Genomic DNA, 22,692 nt, shown 5'->3' on the forward strand with positions numbered 1-22,692 from the left:
GCTGTAAGCAGGTTAGTCGACCGGGAGGCATACGAAATACCGGCGCGCCCGAGGGCGCCCTGCGAACAGCCACCATCGAGTGCGGGGATAGGGAATACCCGACTTGATGACGCTTATGCACATTCGTATACCCCCCGGGCGACTAAACCCGACCACTGATTGGCAGCGGCATGGACCACGTTACGGGGCATCAGCAAAGCGCACAAGCCAGCGGATTCTGGCGGATCTGTAGGCAAAGGCGCAAGGCGTTGTAGCCTCCCGGCGCGCTGGAGAAACACCACGAAATACACCGCCACGCAACGCTACCGTTCGTCCGGACTGTCAGATTTTACAGGTGTGACTTACTCCTCAATGGCGATACAAAACGGAGCAAGACCAGCCCGTCAAACAGTCCAGGAGTTCACCTGTCATGAGCGAAGAACCAGATGATCCTGTTGTAACCGGATGGGCTGCCCCAACGTTTTCCGTCCCGCTATCGGGAACCATGCAAAAACTGCCATTACGAGTTCGCTGCAATTTCGGGTTCAATCGCAATGGCAAATGGAAAGTCCATATTTACAATCCGGACTACAGGCTGGAAATCACGGGTACGCACAACGGTTACTACTACGAGTTCACCCTTGATCAGCTCGAACAAGGGCCGGACTGCGAAATACATACCCAATTCGATGCGCAGGGGGTGTGGTCTGATTGGGGATTCTCCGGGAAATTTCGTGTTATCAAACCCGTAACCCTGATTGCCCCTCCGGCGCTAGTGGGTCCCAATCCCGTCATTTCCGGGAGGGGCGCCTACCCTGACGCCAGCATCGAACTATACCGGGTGCCTGACAACAGAACCTGGAGAGGGACTGCTTCGGGGGACGGCAGCTGGTCGGTTCAAGTCGATAATCTTGAGGAAGGGTTACATCAGTTCGGCGCTGTGCAGATTGTCAATTCAGTGCGGTCGGACAATTCGGCGCTGGTACCCGTCACCGTAGCCAAAACCTTGAAAATCACTTCGCCGGCGAATGATGACGTGCTGGTCAATGAACGTCTGCCGACGATTTCCGGTGATGGGCATAGCGGTACCGACGTACGCATCTATGAAGCCGGCAGCGGGGTGGTTCTATACGGCAGCGGTGCTGTGGCAGGCAATCGATTCGACGTGAAGCTGAACGTAGAGCTTCCATTGCGCAGAATTGTTCTGGTAGCAGAGGCAAGCTATTCCAATCAATTTCTACAATGGTCGAATGAGGTGCCGATCACCGTCGTAGAGTTCGGTATTCCCGTGATTGTGGTCCCTGTTACCGGCGCTTATGTAACCCGTACACCTTTATTTGAAGGAGAGGGGACAGTTGGGGCAGCCGTCGTCGTTTATCAGGACCGGACGACGGAAGTCGTTGGCAGGGCAACGGTGGGCAGCAATGGAAAGTGGAGCACCTACGCATTGCAGCCACTGCCCCCGGGCACTAATACGATTGTGGCGGAACAAACGTTTCAAGGTCAGTCGTCCGATCGTAGTCTGGCTCGAACGTTCAAAGTCCGCCCTCCAGCACTGACCGCCGTCAGCGTCAGCTACCCGACCCTCACCACTGCCGAGTTTTCCGGCGCAGGTTTTACCGACGCCACGGTCGAGATCACGATCGTCAAAGACCCGACAGGTGCGACGCCACCGCCCACCGTGATCGTGCAGGGAGGACGCTGGACGACGACCTCGCAGAACTGGCCCATCGGCGATTACGACCTGAAGGTCGTGCAGAAGGTTTCCGATAACGCCGGCGGCTGGATTCCTTCGCTGGAGTACCTGTTCAAGGTGTCATCAACCCTGCCGCCGCCCACGGATGTGACCCACACCATTACCAATTACACCCCGACGTTCACCGGTAAAGGCGTTACCGGCGCATCGGTCGAGATCACGGACAAGGCAGATGGCAGCGCGGTCACGCCGCCGGCAACCGTCACGGCGCAAGGCTGGTCGAGCCGGGCATTGCAGGCCTGGGCACCGGGTTCGACACGCACGGTGCAGGTGCGGCAGAAGCTGGGGAATGCGGTGTCGCAAGCGGTCGAACGGATCATCAATATCGACCGTTTTCCTGCGCCGACTGACCTGGCTTACACCGTGGTCGATTACACGCCGATTCTGACTGGCAAAGGAGTCAGCGGAGCCACGGTGCACGTGACGGACAAAGCGACCGGCGCGTCGCTTGCACCGCCGGCAGCGGTCACGGCTCAGGGCTGGCGGATACAGGCATCATCACGCTGGGAGCCGAACACCAGCAAGGTTGTGCTGGTGGTGCAAAAAGACGGTGCTCTGGCCTCCGACCCGGTGGAAATGACCATCAGCGTGCCGCTGCTGGCACCGCTGATCACCGCCGTCGAGGATGACGGCCTGTCGCCGAAAATCTCCGGCACCTGCTGGCCCGGCGCGACACTCAGCCTGAAGTACAGCGACAGTACGAGCGAACACCGACCCAATGGCAGCAGCGGCACTTGGGCTTTCAAACGTGACATCGGGTTTGCACCGGACAAGGAGCATACCGTCACGGTGATACAGACCGTGGCAGGACGCGCCTCGCCGGCAGCGACGCAAACGTTCTGGGTCAGCCCGGAAAAGCCGGTGATCACCGAACCGACTGAAGACGCAGATGCACACTACGACCTGATCGTGCGCGGAACCAACGGGTTCAGCGGTGCCACGCTGCAACTGCGCGACGCGCAGTACGGCCGGGCTTTGGGCGAGCCGAAACGGCTGACGGCGCATGGTCCCTGGTTCATCGAACTGAAAAAACTCGACTTTCGCAAATACCAGATCGACGCCGCACAGACCATCGCTGGCAGGGAATCCCCGCGCAGTGATGTGCGCAGCTGTTTCGTGGTGCTGTTGCCGCCCGTCATCGAGGTGCCGGCGCCCAATCAGTCGTTGGCGCGAACCTCAATGCTTTCAGGCACCGGCGAACCGTTCGGCCAGGTGACCATCCGGCGGGAGAACCCGAGCGAAATCCTGCTCGATAAAGTCCCGGTCGGTGCCGAGGGCAAATGGCAAGCCGAAGTAACGTTGCCGGTCGGCAACTACACCGTGAAGGCCAGGCAAATCTTCCAGACCTATGAGTCGAAGGACAGCCCTGTACGCACTTACCAGGTGGTGCCCGCCGCGCCGCATATCGAAAGCCCCGGGCGGGGCGTGCATATCGGTGACTCCGCCGATGTTTCCGGCTTCGGCCATTCGGGAGACATGGTTACGGTGACGCTGAAAAGCGATAAGGCGACGCTGCTCGGACACAGTCCTGTGCTGGCGAATCGTACCTGGTCATTGACGCTTAAACCGGACCAGCCCGCCGGCGCCTGCGATTTGGTGGCGGTGTCCTCGCGTGACGGTTTTGTTTCTGCCGCCTCAGCCCCGCACCCTGTAGTGCTCGGCACTTATCGGCCTGTCATCGATGAGCCGGCGCCGGGACGCTGGGTCGAAAATCCGCTTCGTTTCGTCGGTAAAGGGCGCACCGGCGTCGGGCGGGTGGTGACCTGGTTCGACCCGGAACAAGCCCTGAGCGCAGACCTTGCCGTCACCGCGCAGGGCTGGCGCGGCGAGGCGACGCAAACGCTGAGTCCTGGTGGCCACTGGTGCCGATTCCAGCAGACCATCACTGACGGTGCGGACAATTCGACCCTGTCCGACTGGGTCGAAAGCGAGCGTTTCGACGTGCCATCGCCACCTGAGAATTGATTTTTTTCCGATGAGTGGTGGCGTCTACTGTCATTTATGACAGTAGACGCCCAGCCGTCGCGTGGCTCAGATTCAAGCATGAAGGCATCGGCTCGTCAGGCGAAAAAACGTTCTGACACGACAACGATACAGGGAACCCGACCATGACTAACCCCGTGATTCGTCCCGTTGAGCAACTGCTGGAGCAGGTGTTCAGCGAAGCGCAACGCGACAGCTATGTTGATTTCTGCACCTATCTGGAGCGCGGCGGGTCCATTTTTCATGTGGTGGAGCACGGCGTTCGCGGGTTGGTCGACGACTACAGCATGCATCCCGAGGACGCGCAGGCATTTTTGCGCAGGGCCAACAGTTTGGCGATCTTCGTGCGACGTCGTTTCATCGAGCACTCGTTGCGCCATTCTTCGACGCAATCGGTCCATCCTGGCAGTGGTTTGCTGTCGATCGTTGACGGGCCGAGCTACGAGCGACTGTTCAATCCGAAGTTCGATGAGTTTTGTCCGCCTCAGGCACTCGAAGCGATGAACTCGCCAGTGGCCTATCTGATCGAATTGTTACGCTGGATCGATCAGCGGATCTTTCCTGAAGGTGACGCGAGCAAACTGGATTTGCACCTGCGCCGCCAGGATCTCAAACATTTGCTTGTCGACTTCAACGCCGTGCATCAAGCGATCTCGGCGCTGGAGGTCATTGTCCCGGTGCTGGAAACCTTCATCAGTACAAACAGCCCCAAAAAGCTGTATCTGGAGGATGCCCTCGTCGAGGCACGTTACCCCAATGGATTACCGTATTTTCAGCATTGGGTCACGCTCGATTTCGTCGCCCGTCAACACGGTTTTTCGGTGGGCGATATCACCCACATGGTGGACCTGGCCTATCCCTATTTTTTGCAGCCTGAAGCGTGGGACACCGATGCCGGACGCGCGCTGAGCCATGCCTCGCGACTGGGCCCGTATCAGCGTGAGTTACTGACGGAAGCCCCCGTGGACCCAGAGGACGGCGATGCACGGGATGCGTACTACGCGCGTAATTTTGGTGCCTTCGGTACTGAATGGTTAAACCTCAATCAGGCGAAGTTCTTCGGTGATCGCACCCGACAGGACTCGCGGGGCCTGGAGGCGTTGCTGTCGATTCGCGAGTTCGCCCCGACTCGTTCGGCCAATGTGACTGTTTACGAAAACTCCCCGCCGGGGGAAATGGAAAGTCATCGTTGCGGATCGGTCTTTATCAACGCCGGCACATCGCCGGTGCTCAATATCGACTACAGGGGGGGCGGCGGAGGGTTACTTCATCGCTTGACGCAAGAGCCGACGACGATTGATCGCTACGAGCGAATGAATCGCAAGCTGCGTCTGGACCAATGGCTGGACTTGCCGAGCGACCAGGTGGATGCACTTCTGGCAGCAGCCATCCATGCCGAGGCGCGTGGGGCAACACCCGCACATCCGTACTGGATTTCCACGCACAGCGTGCATGCGCTGGGGTTGTTTCAGTCACTGCGCGAGCACTACGGTTGCACGGCCCAGGACTTCGCGGCGTTTATCGATGAAATGTCGATCTATGGCCGGGCGCAGGTGCCCTCGTTGTTTGACCGTACCTTCAACAGTCAGGGTGACTATCGCCAGCCAATGCGGCTGGACAATGGCGAGTTTTCGACACTGCCGGCGCAAGGCGAGAGCGATTTGACGATCAGTCAGTTGTGCAGCGGTTTGAGTATCGATTTGCAGACCTACGCTTACCTGGCGGCGGCCATTGCCGAGGCGCATGAGCTGGGGGACAAACTCAAGCGCAGCACGGCGGTGATCTCGAGTTTTTACCGGCTGGTGAAGTTGCCGCGGTTGCTGGGCATTACACCGGTCGAAGGCGTGCTGATGCTGACCCTGTTGGGCGGCAAGAGCTGGCTCAACGGCTTGGCAGGGCTGCCACAGGTGGGCGAGCGCCGCGATGAGGAAACCCCTCCTGACGTTCTCAACCTGATTCATGCCATGCAATCCTGCGCGTCCTGGTGCAAGGAGCGTGACATGCCGGTGTTGTGGATGTTGCAGCAGGTGGCACCACCCCAGGCATTGGCGGTGGCCACGGAGGCTGAACGCCAGTTGTTCGAGCAGATTCGCAACCTGCTGCCGGCCGCATTGTTCAGCAATGCCGGACTGCAGACGGCCGGCGTCCCCTTGCTGGTCGGGCTGGACTGGCTGCAATTACTGGCAGAGCTGGTCGACGCCACGGGGCTGGTCATTGCATTGGATTTGCCTGAGGCGGATTACCTGCTCTTTGCCAGAGAAAAGCTTGATCAGGCGGTCAGGGACGGACTCGGTGAAAACGACGCCGGAGCGCGGGCGATCATCGTCGAACGCATGTTGAGCGTGCTGATAAAGGCACGGGAGGCCCAAGCGTCGGTTGCCAGAGAGTGTCTGGCGGTCTACACCGCACTCGACGCCGAACGTTCGCTGCGGATACTGACCTGGGCGCAGTCCACGGTGTATCAACTGTTGGCTCAGGTGCTGGAACGTGCCGAGCCGTCAGCACTGCAGGCGCGAGCACATGCGTCCGAGCAGCCGGCTCCCTTGTTGAGCCTGTTGGCCGATGTGCGGCGGCGCGCTGCGGTGGTGAGCAAGCTGAACCTGAGTGCCCGGCTGCTGGAGGACTTTCTGCAGTACGGCCACAAGGCCTGGATGGACCAGCAAGACCGGCAAGACTGGCATCTGTTGTCGGTGCGCACACTGTATTTCCTGAGCGCGTTGACTCGGGCGTTCGAGTTGAGCGAGCAGCCTGCCGAAAAATTGCTCGACTATCTGCGCGAGGTCAATGCCCTGGCCGATGATCTGTCTGCCGATGCGTTGTGGCTCGCGGAGCAGGCGGCATTACGGCGGCTCGCGGCATTTTTTGACTGGAGCGTGCAGGAAGTGCACGAGTGCGTCATTCACATCGACCCTGATCTCAAGATTCTGAAGAACCTCAGTCAACTGGACCTGCTGCTGCGCATACGCGTACTGGCGGCGCACAGTGGCATGGATGCCCAGACGATTTTTCTGCTGGGCAATCTGCCTGAAGCGATCGACAAGGACGCTTACCGAGTCGCCGCCGAACGCGCCGTGCTCAGCCTCTCGGAAACCCGGGCACCGATGGTGTCTTTCGCCGATGAGGTGCCTGAACCGCTGGTCAGCATGACCTGTACCGCAGACAAGACTGAGGTTGTGGCCAACAAGCCTGATGAAAAAATCATCTTTACCGTGACGCTCAAGACTCCCGGCGGCAAAGCGTTGAGCGGCGTGTACGTGCACTGGCAGACGAGCCTGGGCACTGTCGTTGCGAAAGCCACGGAAGTCGATGGCACGGTGCAGGTCGAATACCTGCCGGGCAAGCTCATGGGGCAGGAGGTGCCTTTGTTCTGGGTGGCCCTGATCGATGCGCAGCAGGCACCGCTCGTCACTGTCTCCGATGACGCTCAGACGCTGTTTTTCCCTCCGCCACAGATGTCTCTGGTACCTGAAGCGCCAATACCGGCGGGGCAGAAGTTCATGCTGACCGCCACGCTGCGCGATGACTATAAAAACCTCGGACGCAACCGTCTGGTGCGCTGGCTTGCCGAGGCACAGGACGGTACGCGACTCCCCGTGGCGGTGATCCGCCCTGAACAGACTTACACCGATGCCGAGGGCATCACGAAGGTGTATGTGTCGAGCCCGTCTGGTGGCACCTTCAGGTTCAGCGTGTTGTGCGAGGCCAGTTCCAACACCGCGCTTTTTGAGCCCATCAAGTTCGACGATCCGCCAGTTACCCCATGACTGCGCCCGTTGACGGCGCGTGTGCTCCAGGACGCAGGAAGAACAGACCATGACTCAGAGCAATCTGGCTGAACTGTTGGAAAAACGCCGTAACGCCTTGGTCGAATATTGCATCGGCCATGTCGCCAAAGACCGTTACGCCTTTGTGAGAACGCCACAGGATCTGTTCGAACTGTTGCGTCTGGACCCGCAGGATAATTACCCGGTGCAAAGTTCCTGGGTGGCGGAAGCGACGAGCTGTGCACAGCAATTCATTCATGCGGCCTATCGCAAACTTGAACCCGGATACGAAAAGGTCGAGTTCGATAAGGCCGATCTGCAGCTCTGGGAACTGTACAACAACTATCCGGACTGGGCTGCGCTGACGATGATTGCGCTCCACCCGGAAAACTTCATCACCCCGTTCGTGCGGCAGCGCAAAACCCGTCTGTTCAAGGCGCTGGAAAATGACTTGAACCAGACACGCCTGAGCGGCGATTCGGTGCAACGTGCCTTGCAGGGTTATTTGAAAGCGTTCGAACAAACCTGCAACCTGGACGTTATCAGTGGCTGTCTGGACGGCGATTCGGCGGTTCGCGCCACCTACTATTTTGTCGGTCGGCAGCGGGTGCAGCCGTTTCAGTATTTCTGGCGCAAGGCCGAGATCGAACTGACCACAGCGGGTGAACCCGTCAATCCAGCGGCTTGGGATGAATGGCAAGCGATCGAGATTCCGGTGGGGGGCCGGGTGCTGGATGTGCGGCCGGTGTTCTGGAGCGGTCGTTTGTGCCTGGTCTGGGCCGAGTGGCGCGACGAGGTGAAGGGGCTGGCAGGGGAGCGTAGCCTGCCGAACCGACTGGACATCAATCTGGCGTTCATGAACCAGAGTGGGGACTGGTCGGCGCCCTTGAGCCTGCACAGCAGTGAACAAGACACGGATAAAAGCGCGGGCGCGCGGCTGATTGCGACCACGCTGACCGACGCGTACCACCCCAAGGGCCGGTTGGGTGTATGGCTCACCAACGGCAGCGACTTGGAAGTCGGTGCGACGCGCGACGTGTTGTTTCGTCCGCTGCCTGAAGACGATGGCAGTTGGCTCGACCACCTGGCGACGCATCGCTTTACCGATGTACTGGTCGTTCAGCACCCGTTGACCCCTGCGACTCAGCCGACGATTGCGCTCGAAGGGCCGGGGACAGGCGTTATGGCGCCTTACTTCACCTTGCAGGCGGTGTTTGCAGAGGTGGGTAACCAGGACTATCTCTGGGTTCGAGGACAATGCAGGGCAAGAAATCTGGCGAGCAGCGCCAGTGCCGAGTTCACTTTGACGCTGAGTCACGGGGCGGGCGAAGATCCGGCGGAGGTCAAGGGATCATTCCCCATTGCCGGTGGCTGGGCAACGGACTGGCTATTGCTGAAACGGAATAAAGGAGGGTTTGTAGGCGGGGCCACATTCACGCTGAGTAACCCAACCTACGGCAATCGGGTCTTTAAGGTGTCGTTGGGGGATTTCGTCCGTTCACTCCCGCCGACACTGGAAAAAAACACCCGGGATGCGGCGCAGTTCATCGCTTTCAGACAGACCGCAATGCTGCCCCGCGCGCGTTTGAACTCTCTGTTCGGTCCCGATCTGGTACAGCGCAGCAACATCTCGGTCGATGCGGTGCTGGATTGGAACACGCAGTTTCTGCAAGAACCCGCCCCTGAGGCAGACGATAAGTTCACGGAGCCGAACGGGGCATTCAACGGCGCGAATGGCTTGTATTTCTGGGAGCTGTTTTTTCACTTGCCGCACCTGGTCTCCGCGCGTCTGCGAGCCGAAGACCGGTTTGCCGAGGCACAAAACTGGCTGCATTACCTGTTCGATCCGCAAGCCATCGCAACGTCGGACTCTCCACCGAAACCCCGTTACTGGCGCTGCCGTCCGCTTCAGGAGACGGGCAACCTGGGCCACGAAGTGCGGATGCCCACCGATCCGGATGCGATTGCTTACGCGGCGCCCGAGCACTACAGCAAACTGGTATTCACCGAGTATGTGAAAAACCTCATCGCCTGGGGTGACTGGTATTACCGCCAGCTTACCCGCGATGCGCTGGTGGCCGCGAAGTTGTGTTACGTGCAGGCAGAATTTCTGATGGGTAAACCGCCCTCGGCCCGGGCTGTGGCTCGCTGGGAAGCGCAGACGGTCGACAGCTTGCTGAAACAGGGCAATACACGTCCGGCGCTCGAGCAGTTTGAACGTGAGTTGGCGTATTCCCTCGCGCAGATTCCAGCGGTCGCCGAAGCGGCGCCACTGATGGGATTACTGGCGAACGAGCCGTTCAAAACGCCAATCAATGAACAGTTGCTCGAACTGTACGACTGGCCCGGCCAGCGCCTGAACAATTTGCGCAACAATCTGACCCTGGATGGCAAACCGCTGAACGTTCCGCTGTTCAGCCCGCCCACCGATCCCAATCAACTGTTGCGCGACCTGGCCGGCGGCGGTATCGGCGGGCCTCGGCCAATGGGCGGCCGTCTGGTGGTGGGCGCGTTTCGCTGGCGGGTCACTTACGAGTCGGCACTGCGTGCGGTGCAGACCCTGCAGGAATACGGCAGTCAGGTTTTGCGCCTGATCGAACAACGTGACCGCGCTGAGCAGGAGGAAATGCAACAGGAACACATGAAGGAGCTGGGCGACTATGCACGCATTGTGCAGGAGCAATCGATTGCCCATTTGCAGGCGAGCGTTACCGCGCTGGCTCAGAGCCGCAGCATGGTGCAGGAGCGGGCCGACCGGTATCAGGCCTGGTACGACGAGAACGTGACCGATGCTGAATATCAGGTCATGGAAAAACTGCAGATCACCAAAGATCTGAATCTGGGCGCCGTCGCGCTGAAGGGCGGAGGGGCAGTGCTGGCCAATCTGCCGAATATTTTCGGCATGGCCGTCGGTGGCAGTCGCTACGATGCCATCACCGATGCAGTGGTCTTCGGGTTGCAAATCGGCGCCATGGCCCTGCAGACCGACGCGGAAAAACAGGCACTCATCGAGAGTTATCGCCTGCGTCGCCGAGAGTGGGAGTTGCAACGCGATCAGGCTCGGTCCGAGGTGCAAGCCATTGACGAGCAACTTGCCGCGCAGGCGTTTGCGCTGGAAGCGGCCAGGGCCAGTCTGGAGCAGACCTTGCGCGCCAACGCTCAAGCATTGACCCTCTACAACTACCTGAAAAAGCGCGCAAGCAACGCTGAATTGTTCGGCTGGCTGTTGGGGCAACTCAAAGCCTTGCACTATCAGGCCTACGATGCGGTGGTCAGCCTGTGTCTGAGTGCCCGCGCGTCGCTGAGTGCCGAAACAGGTGAAGACGACACCGACGATGCGTTGCCACAAGTCTGGCTGGACAACCGTCACGGCCTGACCGCCGGTGAGCATTTGCGCGAATATCTGCTGCGCATGGACCGCCTGTATCTGCAAAGCCATGAGCGCCGTCTGGAGCGGGTGAAAACCGTTTCGTTGCGGCAACTGTTTGATGATTCGGCCGATCCGCAGAGCGGGTTTACCAACTGGTCGCTGGCGCTGCAGGACTTGATCGCCAAGGGCACTCTGGAATTCCAGCTGACGCAGTTGCTGTTCGATCGTGATCATCCGGGGGAATACTGCCGGCTGATCAACCTGATCGAAGTCGATCTTCCGGTGCTGACCGGCCCTTACCAGGATGTTCAGGCGACGCTGCGTCAGGTCGGCAGCATGACCGCCACCCGGGCAACGGCGCGTTCGGTCGAGTACCTGCACCAGCCGACAGGCGCAGTGGCGCCACCTGATGTTCAGTTCAATCTGCGCAGTGGCCAGCAGATCGGTTTATCGGTGGGCCTCGCCGACACCGGCATGAACGCCAGCAAACCGGATGAAGGCTTGCTCAATCCGTTCGAGAACACCGGAGCGGTGTCGCGCTGGCAGTTGCACTTTCCGTGGCCCGAGAGCGAGCGGCAAGCGCCGATGCTCAAATCGCTCACCGACGTCATCGTGCGTATCCGCTACACGGCCAAGGCCGGTGAGCCGACGTTTACCCTTGCTGTCAAAGACCTGGTCACCCGGGCAATGAGTTCCCGTCAGTCACGCAATGTCAAAGGAGCAGGCAATCATGTTTGATCCAGTCGTTCAGGCCAATGACAGTCTGCTGCTCAATGGTGAATTCAGCCAGGGCATGGACAACTGGACGCGAGGTGCCAACAAGCGCGAGGTCGCAGTCGTCGGCGAGGTCTATGACGGCGTACCGATCAAGCTGCTGTCTGCGGGCAACCTTGGTTCTGCCTGGCAGCAGGTCACCGTACCGGTAAAGCCGGATGCCCGCGCCAGGTATGTATTGAGTTTTCTGTATGAAACGCGGCATGCCGAAGCGGGCCGCATGCTCATCACGGCTGACGATGGAACCGTGTTGAGAGAAATCCCGTTGCCGCCGGGCAGCACTCGCAACCTTGCAGAAGACCAGGCACGGATCGCCAGCGGCCAGCCGCTGGTATTCAAGCCGATCGAGTACAACGCTCCGTTCGATCTGCCGTTGCAGCGCCTGGACAAGATCCGTGTCACGGTGGTCGCTCCAGCCAATGCTGATCCCGATGACTATCACCTGAGGATCCTGATCACTCGCATTCATCTGGCCCTGCACCTTGAGCCAGTGGTGCTGCAAACACTGAAGCTGGACGAGGAGCAATTGCCGGCCAGCGGGTTGCTCTACCTGTGCCTGGGCGTGGACGGTGGCTTTCAGCATCGGCTTGAATGTGTTCCCGAACCCGACAGCCCCTGGCTCTACACCAAGGCTGCGTTGATCAGCGACGACAACCCGCAAGGCGCCGTTACCACGGCGCCTGACTGGGGCGTCGATCATCCGCTGGATTTACCGAGGGTCTTGCAGTGTCCGTTGATCGATGATGGTCAGGATCCTTACCTGTTCACGGTGAACCTGGTGAACCAGTACACCGCTGCGCCTTACCCGATACGGGCCTCGCTGGGCCATCATCGGCTGGTGTTTCGCGAGGAACTGGAGGCCGCGTACTACCCGGTGCTGGAGTTGGCGCAATCGGTGCGGCTAGGCGTGCGAGTGGCCTCCTGGTACACCGGTCAGTTTCTGGCCGGGCGCACGGTGACCTGGGCGATCGACGGGCAGGGGGTTCTCGGCACTACGTCCACCGATTCCGAGGGGTGGGCATACTTCGATTTCCTGCCCACGACTGCGGGCGACGTTGCTATCAAAGCCTCGGTAACGAGTCCGTACTATGCCAGTGGTGTCGAGACTACAACGCTGGATGTTCGGGTGCTCGCGACCGATCCATGGAAGGAGGTGCTGGCGGTGGTCGAGGGCAACGCCTTGCCCTGGGCGCAAACGACCGGATATCCCAATCGTGGTTCTACCTATCAGGTGAGTGTGCGGCTGCCCGAGGTGTTGCGTGGCACCGAGTTGGCCATGCGCTGGGAAGGCGATTCTGCGGCACAGTTGGGCGTGCAAGTGCGCCCGGAGCTGGAACAGTCGATACCTGTCGGCGTAGCGGATTTGGACTGGGCGTTGATCTGCCAGGACGAGCTCGATGGGCGCTTCTTGTTGCAGTTGTCATGCTCGAAGCTGCTGCTGCCCTCCGACAGGAAACCGATGTCACTGGCACGCAATCTGGTGCGCATCGGCGACGTTCAGGAGGCCAACAAGTTTCCTGTGGTGGATGAGCGCGAAAGCGTCCTGCTGCGGGTGCAAGTGGTGCACGTGGTCACCAGCGGCGACGGCGATCCGGTCAACAATGCATTGGTCGACTGGCTGACGCCCGAAGGCACGATTTCGACCCGGTCAGGTAGCGGTGGCTGGGCCAACATTTTTTACCAGCCCTCCCTTGGTGGCGACCTGGTGGTGACCGCCCGCGTCAGGGCGCACGCCGATGCGGTGGCAATGGAGCACCCGTTTGCAGTCAAGGCATTGCCGAGCAGTCCCTGGAAGAATCAGATCAGGATTTTGTTCGACAACACTGAAGTGGATCTGACCGAGCTGGGCTTGTTGTGCTGGCGTGGGGCTTCGCACACCCTGCGCATTGAAGCGACGGCTGGCAGTTCGTTGCTCGATCAGTTGGTGACGCTGCAGTGGCGTGGTGAGTCGCCGGAAATCGGCTTGACCGTCGCAGGTATCGGCGTGCCCTTGAAGCTGGAATCGAAGGGGCTGGAATGGACGTTCAGTTCACAAGTTGCATCGAGCAGCAGCAGCCTGTTCAGTCTGGTATTGAGCAGCCCGGTGCTGGCGTCACCCCGAGAGTTGTTCGGTCGGCTGATCGCCACTGATCTGATGGATGAACTGACGGTGATGCTGGATCAGGTGACCGCGACAATAGCCGGTCAGACGTTGTTTCCGTGCATCGGCGCCAGGCACAACGTGCGCTATTTACCCAATGCATTGAGTCCGTTGGTGGGGTTGCAGGGAACGTTGATGTGGCAGGGAACACCGGCCGGCGAGCTGGACGCAAGCGTCGACCCGCCGCTCGATATTTCCCAGACGCTGAGCGATGGAGGTATTGGATGGAGCCTGGACTTCACTGCGAGCAAGGACTCCGGCGACTTTACGCTCGGGCTTTTTCTGCCTGCATTGAGTCTGTCCATGAGCGCCAACCCGATGCGGCTCGCCCACAACAAATTGCGCATTGGCGGCTGGCACGAGTCTGCGGTTGATGCCGTCATCGGCAAGGATAAAGCCTGGAGTTGGGTCAGGGTGGTTTCGGCATTCACCGGCCAGGCGGTGGCGCAGGTGGCGGTGCAGTGGAAGACGGCGGCCGGCCTCGAAACAGTCGCCAGCGATGACCTTGGCTGGTCGGGCTTTGGCTTGACGCCGGGCACCGCCGGTCAGCAGGAGGTGGTGGCCAATGTGCGCAGCCCGTTTGACGATTATGAAGAGCAGCGCGCCTTGTCTTTTATCGCACTCGCCCGTGACCCTTGGGAGGGTGTGCGGGTGCGCTTCGATGGCCATGACGAACAGCCGTGGGGCAGTCAAACCTTCTTCCCGCGGCGCCGAGGTACACACATTCTCGAAGTGCTGTTCGAGGATGACAGTCCATTGTTCGAGCAAGACCTGGCCTTGGGATTGACCGGTACCGGTCCTGTGGCGCTGGGGCTGCGCTTCGAACCCGCGCTCGGCGTTGCGCACCGGCCCTCGGCCCTCGGCATGCGGTTCTCCGTGCGCTGCGATGATGTGACGGACGGCGGTTTCGCGCTTCGCCTGGGCGCTGAGCGATTGGCGCGCCTGTCACCGGCCAACGCGATGTCGTTGGGCGTGGGCGCGCAAGTGTTGAAAATCCTCGCCAATAGCCGTGTTCAGCACGTGCTGGAATGGGAGCAGGAACTGGTCGAGGAGGGCTCTGTGGTCTCGTCCATCACCGGTAAGGGCATCGCGGGAATCGCAGTGACCTGGCACAACGCGGAACTGGGGACGCTGACCAGCCTGACCGACTTTTATGGGGTGGCCCGTGTACGGTTCAAACCGCAGACACCAGGTGCGGCGGTGGTGACGGCAACGGTGGGGGATGCGGTTTATTCAGAGTCGGTCGATCTGGCGTACACGCTTGAGGAACCACGCGAAATCATTGAACTGTACGAGCCGCAAGGTTCGCGGTTGCCGCCGGACGAGGAGGAGGCGCAAGCCATTGCCAAAGTGGTTTCGGCACGCACCGGCTTGCCATTGGCTGGTGTGCAGGTGCGGTGGGGTTTCGCTGGCCGTGTCTTGACCCCGTCGGTGACGGACGAGGAGGGTTTTGCTCGGTTGACCTTTGCTTACTCCGCTGAGGGGGATGGCATTTTATCTGCCACGGTAAGTGGCGGTTTGGGTGGCTGGGATATGGCGCAGTTGGTGTATGGCGGGCTGGTGCCGGTGATAGAGTCGTTGACCAGCTTGTATACCGATATCAATTTGGGGCAGTCAGTCACCGCTGTCGTACGGGTTGTTTCTCGAGGCGACGGGAAACCGTTGGAAGGGATTAAAGTCGTGTGGCAGGTCCCCGGCCAGGAGTTACCTGTCACGACCACGAATGCGGATGGCAAATCGATACTGGTCCTTAGCCCGAGTGAGCTGGGACCGAACAGACTCGTAGCGACCGTCCATCTCGGAAGCTCCAAAGCATGGGAGTTTTACGTATTCGATCCCGCGGATATTCCCATGTTCGAGCGCATCACAAATCTTTCGCCGCGAAATGTTGTTGGTAGCGAGGCTCATGTTGAGGTCAGAATTATTGACCAGCAGACACGACTGCCTTTAGCCCATAGGAGTGTTGCGTGGTTCTATTTGAATTTGTCGCTTGCCTCAATGAGATCGGACGCTAACGGGATCGCGTACGTCAAATTCATTTTCCCGCGAGCCGGTCACGATAAAATTGGCGCGCAATCAGTTGTGGCTTACAAAGAGTTGTTCATTAGCGTAACCGAGTCCTCATGAGGGCACGGCAAATGAGTTCAGAGCGTACCTGCCTTCTTCCAACCGAGGTATTGGGTGACTAACGCTGGGCTCATCTCGCCGGGTTGTGTATCCAGCACTCGAGCACCATGAGCACTCAACCGCTCATGCAGTTCTGCCCGGGCGTTGAGGTAATCCACCGTGCCGCAATAGGCCAGCGCTTCAGGCAGGGTTTGCACTGGGGCCTGGCGCAACCGGTCGAGCGTTTCTTCGCGCAGGCTGACCATCAGCACTTGATGCTGGCGGTTCAGGTGTTGGACCGCGTTGGTCAGTTCGCCATGGTCTTCATCGCGCAGGTTGGTCACCAGGATGACCAGTGCCCGGCGTTTCTGACGGGTCAGTAGCTGTTGGACGGCTGACTGGTAATCCGCCGGACGTTGGCTACTCGCCAGATCGTAGACTGCGTTAAGCAATACGTTGAGTTGCCCGGCGCCTTTTGACGGCGCGAGATATCGCGCTTGATCGCCGGCAAAGGTGCTCAACCCCACGGCATCGCCCTGACGCAGCGCGACGTAACTCAGCAGCAGACAGGCGTTGAGCGCATGGTCGAAATGTGACAGATCGCCATCCTGGCTGCGCATTTGCCGGCCGCAATCGAGCATGAAGATGATCTGCTGATCACGCTCGTCCTGGTACTCGCGGGCAATCGGCGTGCGCTGCCGGGCGGTGGCTTTCCAGTCGATCTGGCGCAGGCTGTCGCCTTCGCGAAATTCGCGCAGTTGATGAAATTCCAGGCCTTGCCCGCGACGTTGGCGCTGGCGCACACCGAGCTGGCTGAGCCAGTTGTCCACCGCCAGCAACTGCCCGCCGTAGAGCTTGGCGAAGTCCGGGTAGACGCGGACGTCGCTGCTCACCTCGATCAGGCGTTTGCCTGACCACAGACCCAGCGGGCTGGGCAGGTTGATTTCGCAATGTTCGAAGGTGAAGTGACCGCGATTGAGCGGGCGCAGGCGATAACCGACCTCGCTGAACTGGCCGGGTTGCAGCTCGACCGACAGCGGCAGGTTGTCGAAACTCAACCCCGGTGGCACGTGATCGAACATCTCCACTGTGACCGGCTCACTGAAATCGTGACTGAGCTGCAGCCGTACCTCGCTCCAACGGCCGAGTGCGAGGCTGCCGGGCATCTGGCGCTGGATGCGCGGCGAGGGCAGGTTGTTCAGGCGTAGCGCATCGATGATCGCCAGCACCAACAGGGCCAGCAGCAACCCCCAACTGATCGCCGACAGGCTGGCGGGTGTCGGGATGTCGAGTGCCTGCACGGTGCCCAGCAGCGTGCCGATGGCCAGCAGAACGGCCAGCCAGATCAACAGCAGGCGTGACGGTTTCACAGACGCGGCGCCGGCACTTGGTCGAGCAGTTGCTGCAGCACTTGGTCAACCTCCAGCCCTTCGATGTCCAGTTCGGGCGCCACCCGTACCCGATGGCGCAGCACCGAGAGCGCGCAGCCCTTGATGTCATCGGGGATCACGAACTCGCCACCGCGCAGCAACGCCCGGGCGCGGGCGCAGCGCACTAGCGCAATGGTTGCTCGCGGCCCGGCGCCGAGGGTCAGGCCGGGCCAGGAACGGGTACTGCGCGCCAGACGCACGGCGTAATCGAGCACCTGATCGTCCAGCGGCAGGTCACTGGCAATGCGTTGCAGGGCCTGCACATCCTTGGCTTGCAGCACCGTGCGCAGCGGCTGCACGTCGAGCATGTCGGCGCGGGTCGAGCGGCTGACCTGACGCACCATGCTCAGTTCCTGCTCGGCATCGGGGTAGTCCATGCGCACCTTGAGCATGAAGCGATCGAGCTCGGCTTCCGGCAGTGGGTAAGTGCCTTCCTGTTCGATCGGGTTTTGCGTGGCGAGCACCATGAACGGCTGGGCGATGGGCAGCGCCCGACCTTCGAGGGTGACCTGGCGCTCCTGCATGGCTTCGAGCAACGCCGCCTGGGTTTTCGCCGGTGCGCGGTTGATCTCGTCGGCCAAAAGCAGGTTGGTGAACAGTGGCCCCTTGCGCAGCTTGAACTGCTCGGTGTGCAGGTCGTACACCGCGTGGCCGGTGACGTCGCTGGGCATCAGGTCCGGGGTGAACTGAATGCGCGCGAACTCACCACCGAAGCACCGCGCCAGCGCCCGCACCAGCAAGGTCTTGCCCAGCCCGGGGACGCCCTCGAGCAGCACGTGACCGCCGGCAATCAGCGCCGTCAGGACGTCGTCGATCACGCCGTTCTGGCCGATCAGGGCCTTCTGCAATTCACCGCGCACCGCTTGCGCCAACTGGCTGGCGCGCTGGCGTTGCTGGGCGGCGTGGCTGGCGCTGCCGGGCTCGATGTGTTCAGTCATAGCGTGTTCCTCAAGGTTTGCAGGTGGGCCACCTGGCGGCTGAAATCAGCGCTGCTCATGCGCTGTTTCGGCACCGGGCTCAGGGCCTGGCTGATTGCGCGGGTCGGCTGTCGGGTCAGGCGCGACAGCACCAGCCATTGCTCGGCCACGTTCAACTGGTCGAAGCCGGGATGGCGGCGTCGGGCGCGGCGTAGCACGTCCTGTTGCAAGGCTTGCAACAGCGTGTGCTGGCCGTTGTGGCGCAGGATGAAATCGGCACTCGCGCGCAGGTGTTCCTGCAACTGACGGCGGCCACGCGGGGCGGGCGCGAGCAGTGGCCCGTGGCGCACACCGACGTGCCACAAGCCGAGGCCGATCAGCGCCAGCAGGGCAACGATGGCCTGCGGGAAATAACGCCAGAGCAGGGTCGGCAGGCCGTCGTGTGTGGTGTTGAAAATCAGTGTGACGTCAGTGTCGGCGCTCAGGTACCAGAGCAGCCAGGCGTTGTCGTGTTGGCTGATGGCCGGGGTCTTCCACAACTCGGCATCGGTGACCACAGTAATCGAGCCGAGGCCATAAGCCAGTTGCATCATGTGCGTGGCCTTGGCGCTGTTGGCCCAGGCTTGCGCGAGATTCTTCGGGTCCTCCAGATGAAACGCGGTGTCGAAACCGGCGTAGGCGGGGGCGTCTTCATCTTCCAGGTACAGCTTGGTCAGGTTCGGGTACGGGTCATCGGCCAGTTCCGCCGGTGGTTCCTTCAGGTTCTTGCTCAGGGACTGATGCAGTTGCACCCGGTCCAGCAGCAGGTCGTCGCTTTGTCTGGCCTGTTCATCCCACAATGCTTGGGCAACGAACACCAGGCGTCCGCCGGCGCGGGCCCAGTTCAGCACCTGATCGACCTGACGCGGGGTCATCCGCGAGTGCTCGCCGAACAGCAGCAAGGTGTGCCGACGCGGATCGATGTCGGGCAGTCCTGCCAACGTTTCAGCATGGCCGACGTTGAGGCCGCGTTCGCGCAGGAACATCTGCGCCGCCAGATACGGGTTGGCCTGGGCCAGCGGCGAAGGGCCGTGATCGATCACTTCCTGATAAGGCCTGGCCTTAAAGAACAGATAGAGGCTCAACGCCGCGAGCAGGGCGACGATCAGCCCGCCGATCAGCCACGCGTTGCGCCGGTTCAAGTGCGCGCTCCATGGCCGAACAGGGCGCGCCAGCCGTCACACAGTTCCTGTTGCAGATGCGCCGCCGGCACGCGATGCCCGTAGGCCATGTTCTGCCAATGCAGGCTCAGGGTACGGCTGAACGTCAGCAGTTCCGGGTGCTGCAGTTGCTCGACCCGCAGCAGTACCTGGTGCTCGGTGTCGGCGGCTTTCAAGGTCAGGTCAAAGTCGTGCAACAGCCGGCTGAGCAAGCCGCGATAGAGCAGCCCCAGCGCGGCGCGTGGCTGGGTGTGCCAGAGTTGTTCGGCGCTGGCGGCGATGTCATCGGGCAGTGATTGCGGGTTCAGGTCCAGGCCGAATGCCTGCTGCGGCGCGGGTGGCCTGTTGCGGCTGGGCAGCTTCATCCGGCGACTGACGAAGGTGCGCAGGAACTCGCGATAGCGCCAGATCAGCCAGCCGACAGCGGCGATCAACGCCGTCCACAACAACACCTCGATCAAGGTGGCCAAGGCATTGAAGCGTTGACCGTCGAGCCAGCCGAGCAGGGTTTTCAACCATTGTGGCGCCTCACCGGGCTTGACCTCGGCCGGGGTGGCCGGGTCGTCGCCAAAGCGATAACGGGTCACGCTTTCTTTGTTCTTGAACGGTGGTTGTTCAAGTAACGCCTTGATGCTGTCGTGCGAAGCCTGACTGGTCAGCGGTTGATGCAGCAGGCGTGGCGCCTGCGGGGCGTTGGCGGGATCGGCCGCGGCCCATACCGGTGGCAGCGCCGGCAGCAGCAGACAGACGGCCAGCAGCAAACCCAGAGCGCTGCTGTTCAGGCGCTGGCGCAAACGGCGGAACACCAGCTCGATGTCCCACGCTTCGAGTGTGGTGCGCCGGTTCAGATACAGGCTGAAACCGCAGGCGACATACACCGGTTCCCAGATCACCAGCACCAGCGCGTAAAAGGCATTGGTCAGGTGCTCCAGCCAGCGCCAATGGTGATCGGCGTCGAGGATCAGCGATTGCCAGTCCCAGTCGGTTTCGATCTGCTGCGGCAGCAGCATGTAGAACAGCACCATCAGGCCGATCCACAGCGCGGTTTCCAGATGCACGCCGATGATCGTCAGCCATTGTGCGGCGCCGGCATTACGTTGTAACAGCACTTGCAGGCGTTGCTGGCGGGCCGTGCCGTCCAGGCCTTCGAGCTGCATCACCGGCAGCAGAAAGCTGCGGCTCAGGCTCAGACGACGCCAGGTCAGACTCGCCAGCAGTTGCGGTTTGAGCAGCCGGGGAAATTCGCGCAAGGCCTGTTTCAAGGTCGGTGTTTCGCCGAACAGGGTCTTGGACAGGATGTACAGCGGCAGGCGTTCGTAAGCCGGTTTCAGCCACCAGAAAATGAACACGGCGAGTGACGGCGAATCCCACAGCAACAACGTCAGCAAGGCAAACAGCGGCAGAGTGACGATGGCCCAACTGGTCATCAGCAGGCGCCGGTGCTGCTGACTCATGAGCACACCCAGGTCCATGGCTTCCCAGGTGCTGCGCGGGCGGATCGCTACGCTGGCGTCACTCAGGCGCATGGCGTGTCCTTCCGGCGAACAGCAGGTAGACCGCCACCGCAATCCACAAAGATGCACCGACCGCGTACTTGGTTCGCGGCGCGATCCCGGTCTTCGATGACCAGTACGCCTCGATGAATGCCGCGATCAGCAGGAACAGCATGACCCCGCACACCAGCAGCACGCTTTTGCGCGCGGCGTGTTGCAGTGCTGCGCCGCGCGTCAGGCGTCCGGGAGCGATCAGTGCCCAGCCCAGTTTCAGCCCTGCCGCCCCCGCCAGGGCAATGGCGCTCAATTCGAAAGCACCGTGGCCGATCACGAATGACCAAAATGTCTGCCCGAAACCGATGTCGGTCAGGTGCCCGGCCACCGCGCCGATGATCAGCCCGTTGTAGACCAGGAAAAACGCACTGCCCACGCCCAGCAGCAAACCACTGGCGAAGGTCTGGAAGGCGATGCCGATGTTGTGCATCACGTAGTAACCGAACATCACCCAGTCTTCACTGGCGGCGCGTTCGGCGGATCGCCCAAGGTGCCCGGCCACTGGGTCGTACATGCTCTGCATCTCGCGCACCTGTTCGGCGGGGATCAGGTTGTAGACCAGCTCGGGATAGCCATATACAAGCAGCGCAAAGCCGATCAGGCTGCCGAAAAACAACAGCGTAGCGGCCAGTACGAACGGCCATTCCGCGCGCACCAACCGGGGGAAGTCGGCGAGGATGAAACCCAGCAGATTGGCGCCGAAGCGACTGCGGTGCCGATACAGCTGTTGGTGGCCGCGCAACACCTGTTGCTGCAGCGAGTCGATCAGATAACTGCTGTAGCCGCGCTCCTGGGCCAACGCCAGATGCTGGCACAGACGTCGATAAGCCTTGGGAAAACCGGCCACTTGCGAAGTGTCCTTGCCGTGCTCGAGGCGTTCGAGGGCCAGCGTGAAGCGCTCCCATTCGGCCTTGTGGCGAGCTTCGAAAAGACTCTGCTTCATGCCGGACCCAACAAGCCGCGGGCGATGCCGTTGAGTTCGTTGACCGCTTTGGGCGCCGAGATATGCAGCGGCTGGGCCAGCAGGGCGGCCAGTTCATTGACCCGCGCCGGCGACAGTTCAGCCTGGCGTTCGGCGAAGGCGAGCAGCGCGCGTTGCTCGACGGGATTGAGTGGCACGGGCGAACTGCGTGGCTGGGCGTCGGGTAATTGCGGGCGGTGCAGGGCGCGTTCGCTGTAGACCACCAGGGTGCCGGCGGCGATGTCGCCCAGACGCTTGAAGGTCGGGTGTTGCAGACAGCTGATGGCGCCGAGGAAATAGCCGAATGGCAGCAGATCGACGAAGCGCAACAGGTTGCGCAGCAGTGAGGCCGACCAGCCGATGGGGGTGCCGTTATCGTGAATCACCCGCAGGCCCATCCATTGTTTGCCCGGCGAGCGGCCCTGACGCAGCACTTCGAACAGCACCATGTACCACCAGCTGATGACAAACAGCAGCAGCGACCCGAGGCCCATGCCGAGCTGGCCGAGAAATGCCAGCGCCACGAACAGCACGCCGATGAGCGCGCCGCGAATGCCCAGGTCGATGCCGAAGGCGAGGGTACGCACCATCAGACCGGCCGGGCGCAACGGCAGGTCGATGCCCTCCGGGGTTTCCACTTGATAGCGGGTATCGAGTGGCGGGTTCAGCGGTGCTTTCCGTGGCGCTGCTGTGTTCTCGAGCATGGGCTACCTGATGGGGCCTGATCGGGATGTGAAGTCTGTCCGATGCTAGCAGCCTCTTGGGG

General features: G+C 61.0%; 10 protein-coding genes. 4 read left to right on the forward strand and 6 right to left on the reverse strand.

Annotated elements, in window-relative coordinates:
- Positions 1-409: 409 nt before the first annotated feature.
- The 4 genes from PseAD21_RS06700 (at position 410) to PseAD21_RS06715 (ending at position 15,893) form a co-directional block, all read left to right on the forward strand.
- Positions 410-3,700 carry a hypothetical protein gene (locus tag PseAD21_RS06700; RefSeq protein ID WP_146011267.1) on the forward strand — a complete coding sequence of 1,097 codons (3,291 nt, stop codon included), beginning with the start codon at positions 410-412 and terminating at the stop codon, positions 3,698-3,700.
- 143 nt (positions 3,701-3,843) lie between these two features.
- A complete protein-coding gene (locus PseAD21_RS06705; RefSeq protein WP_102355012.1) occupies positions 3,844-7,482 on the forward strand; it encodes a Tc toxin subunit A in 3,639 nt (1,212 codons plus the stop codon).
- Positions 7,483-7,531: 49 nt separating this feature from the next.
- On the forward strand, positions 7,532-11,590 hold the full coding sequence (locus PseAD21_RS06710; RefSeq protein ID WP_102355013.1) for a neuraminidase-like domain-containing protein: 4,059 nt from the start codon (positions 7,532-7,534) through the stop codon (positions 11,588-11,590).
- Positions 11,583-15,893 carry a hypothetical protein gene (locus PseAD21_RS06715; RefSeq protein WP_102355014.1) on the forward strand — a complete coding sequence of 1,437 codons (4,311 nt, stop codon included), beginning with the start codon at positions 11,583-11,585 and terminating at the stop codon, positions 15,891-15,893. The genes PseAD21_RS06710 and PseAD21_RS06715 overlap by 8 nt, the downstream gene beginning before the upstream one ends.
- Positions 15,894-15,910: 17 nt before the next feature.
- Here PseAD21_RS06715 and PseAD21_RS06720 read toward each other — a convergent pair whose 3' ends face one another.
- The 6 genes from PseAD21_RS06720 to PseAD21_RS06745 are packed head-to-tail and all read right to left on the reverse strand — an operon-like array spanning position 15,911 to position 22,630.
- Positions 15,911-17,242 (reverse strand): DUF58 domain-containing protein, encoded by a 1,332-nt coding sequence (locus PseAD21_RS06720; RefSeq protein ID WP_102355015.1) that lies wholly within the window; start codon positions 17,240-17,242, stop codon positions 15,911-15,913.
- Positions 17,239-18,240: a MoxR family ATPase gene (locus PseAD21_RS06725; RefSeq protein WP_102355016.1), complete on the reverse strand. Its 1,002-nt coding sequence runs from the start codon at positions 18,238-18,240 to the stop codon at positions 17,239-17,241. Before PseAD21_RS06725 ends, PseAD21_RS06720 begins: the two co-directional genes overlap by 4 nt.
- On the reverse strand, positions 18,237-19,400 hold the full coding sequence (locus tag PseAD21_RS06730) for a DUF4350 domain-containing protein (RefSeq protein ID WP_102355017.1): 1,164 nt from the start codon (positions 19,398-19,400) through the stop codon (positions 18,237-18,239). The genes PseAD21_RS06725 and PseAD21_RS06730 overlap by 4 nt, the downstream gene beginning before the upstream one ends.
- A complete protein-coding gene (locus PseAD21_RS06735; RefSeq protein ID WP_102355018.1) occupies positions 19,397-20,944 on the reverse strand; it encodes a DUF4129 domain-containing protein in 1,548 nt (515 codons plus the stop codon). The genes PseAD21_RS06730 and PseAD21_RS06735 overlap by 4 nt, the downstream gene beginning before the upstream one ends.
- Entirely contained in the window at positions 20,931-21,908 is a 978-nt protein-coding gene (locus tag PseAD21_RS06740; RefSeq protein WP_102355019.1) for a stage II sporulation protein M, read from the reverse strand. Before PseAD21_RS06740 ends, PseAD21_RS06735 begins: the two co-directional genes overlap by 14 nt.
- Positions 21,905-22,630 carry an RDD family protein gene (locus PseAD21_RS06745; RefSeq protein WP_102355020.1) on the reverse strand — a complete coding sequence of 242 codons (726 nt, stop codon included), beginning with the start codon at positions 22,628-22,630 and terminating at the stop codon, positions 21,905-21,907. The genes PseAD21_RS06740 and PseAD21_RS06745 overlap by 4 nt, the downstream gene beginning before the upstream one ends.
- Positions 22,631-22,692: the final 62 nt, after the last annotated feature.

Origin of the sequence: Pseudomonas sp. AD21 (assembly GCF_002878485.1) — a bacterium.
GTDB lineage: Bacteria > Pseudomonadota > Gammaproteobacteria > Pseudomonadales > Pseudomonadaceae > Aquipseudomonas.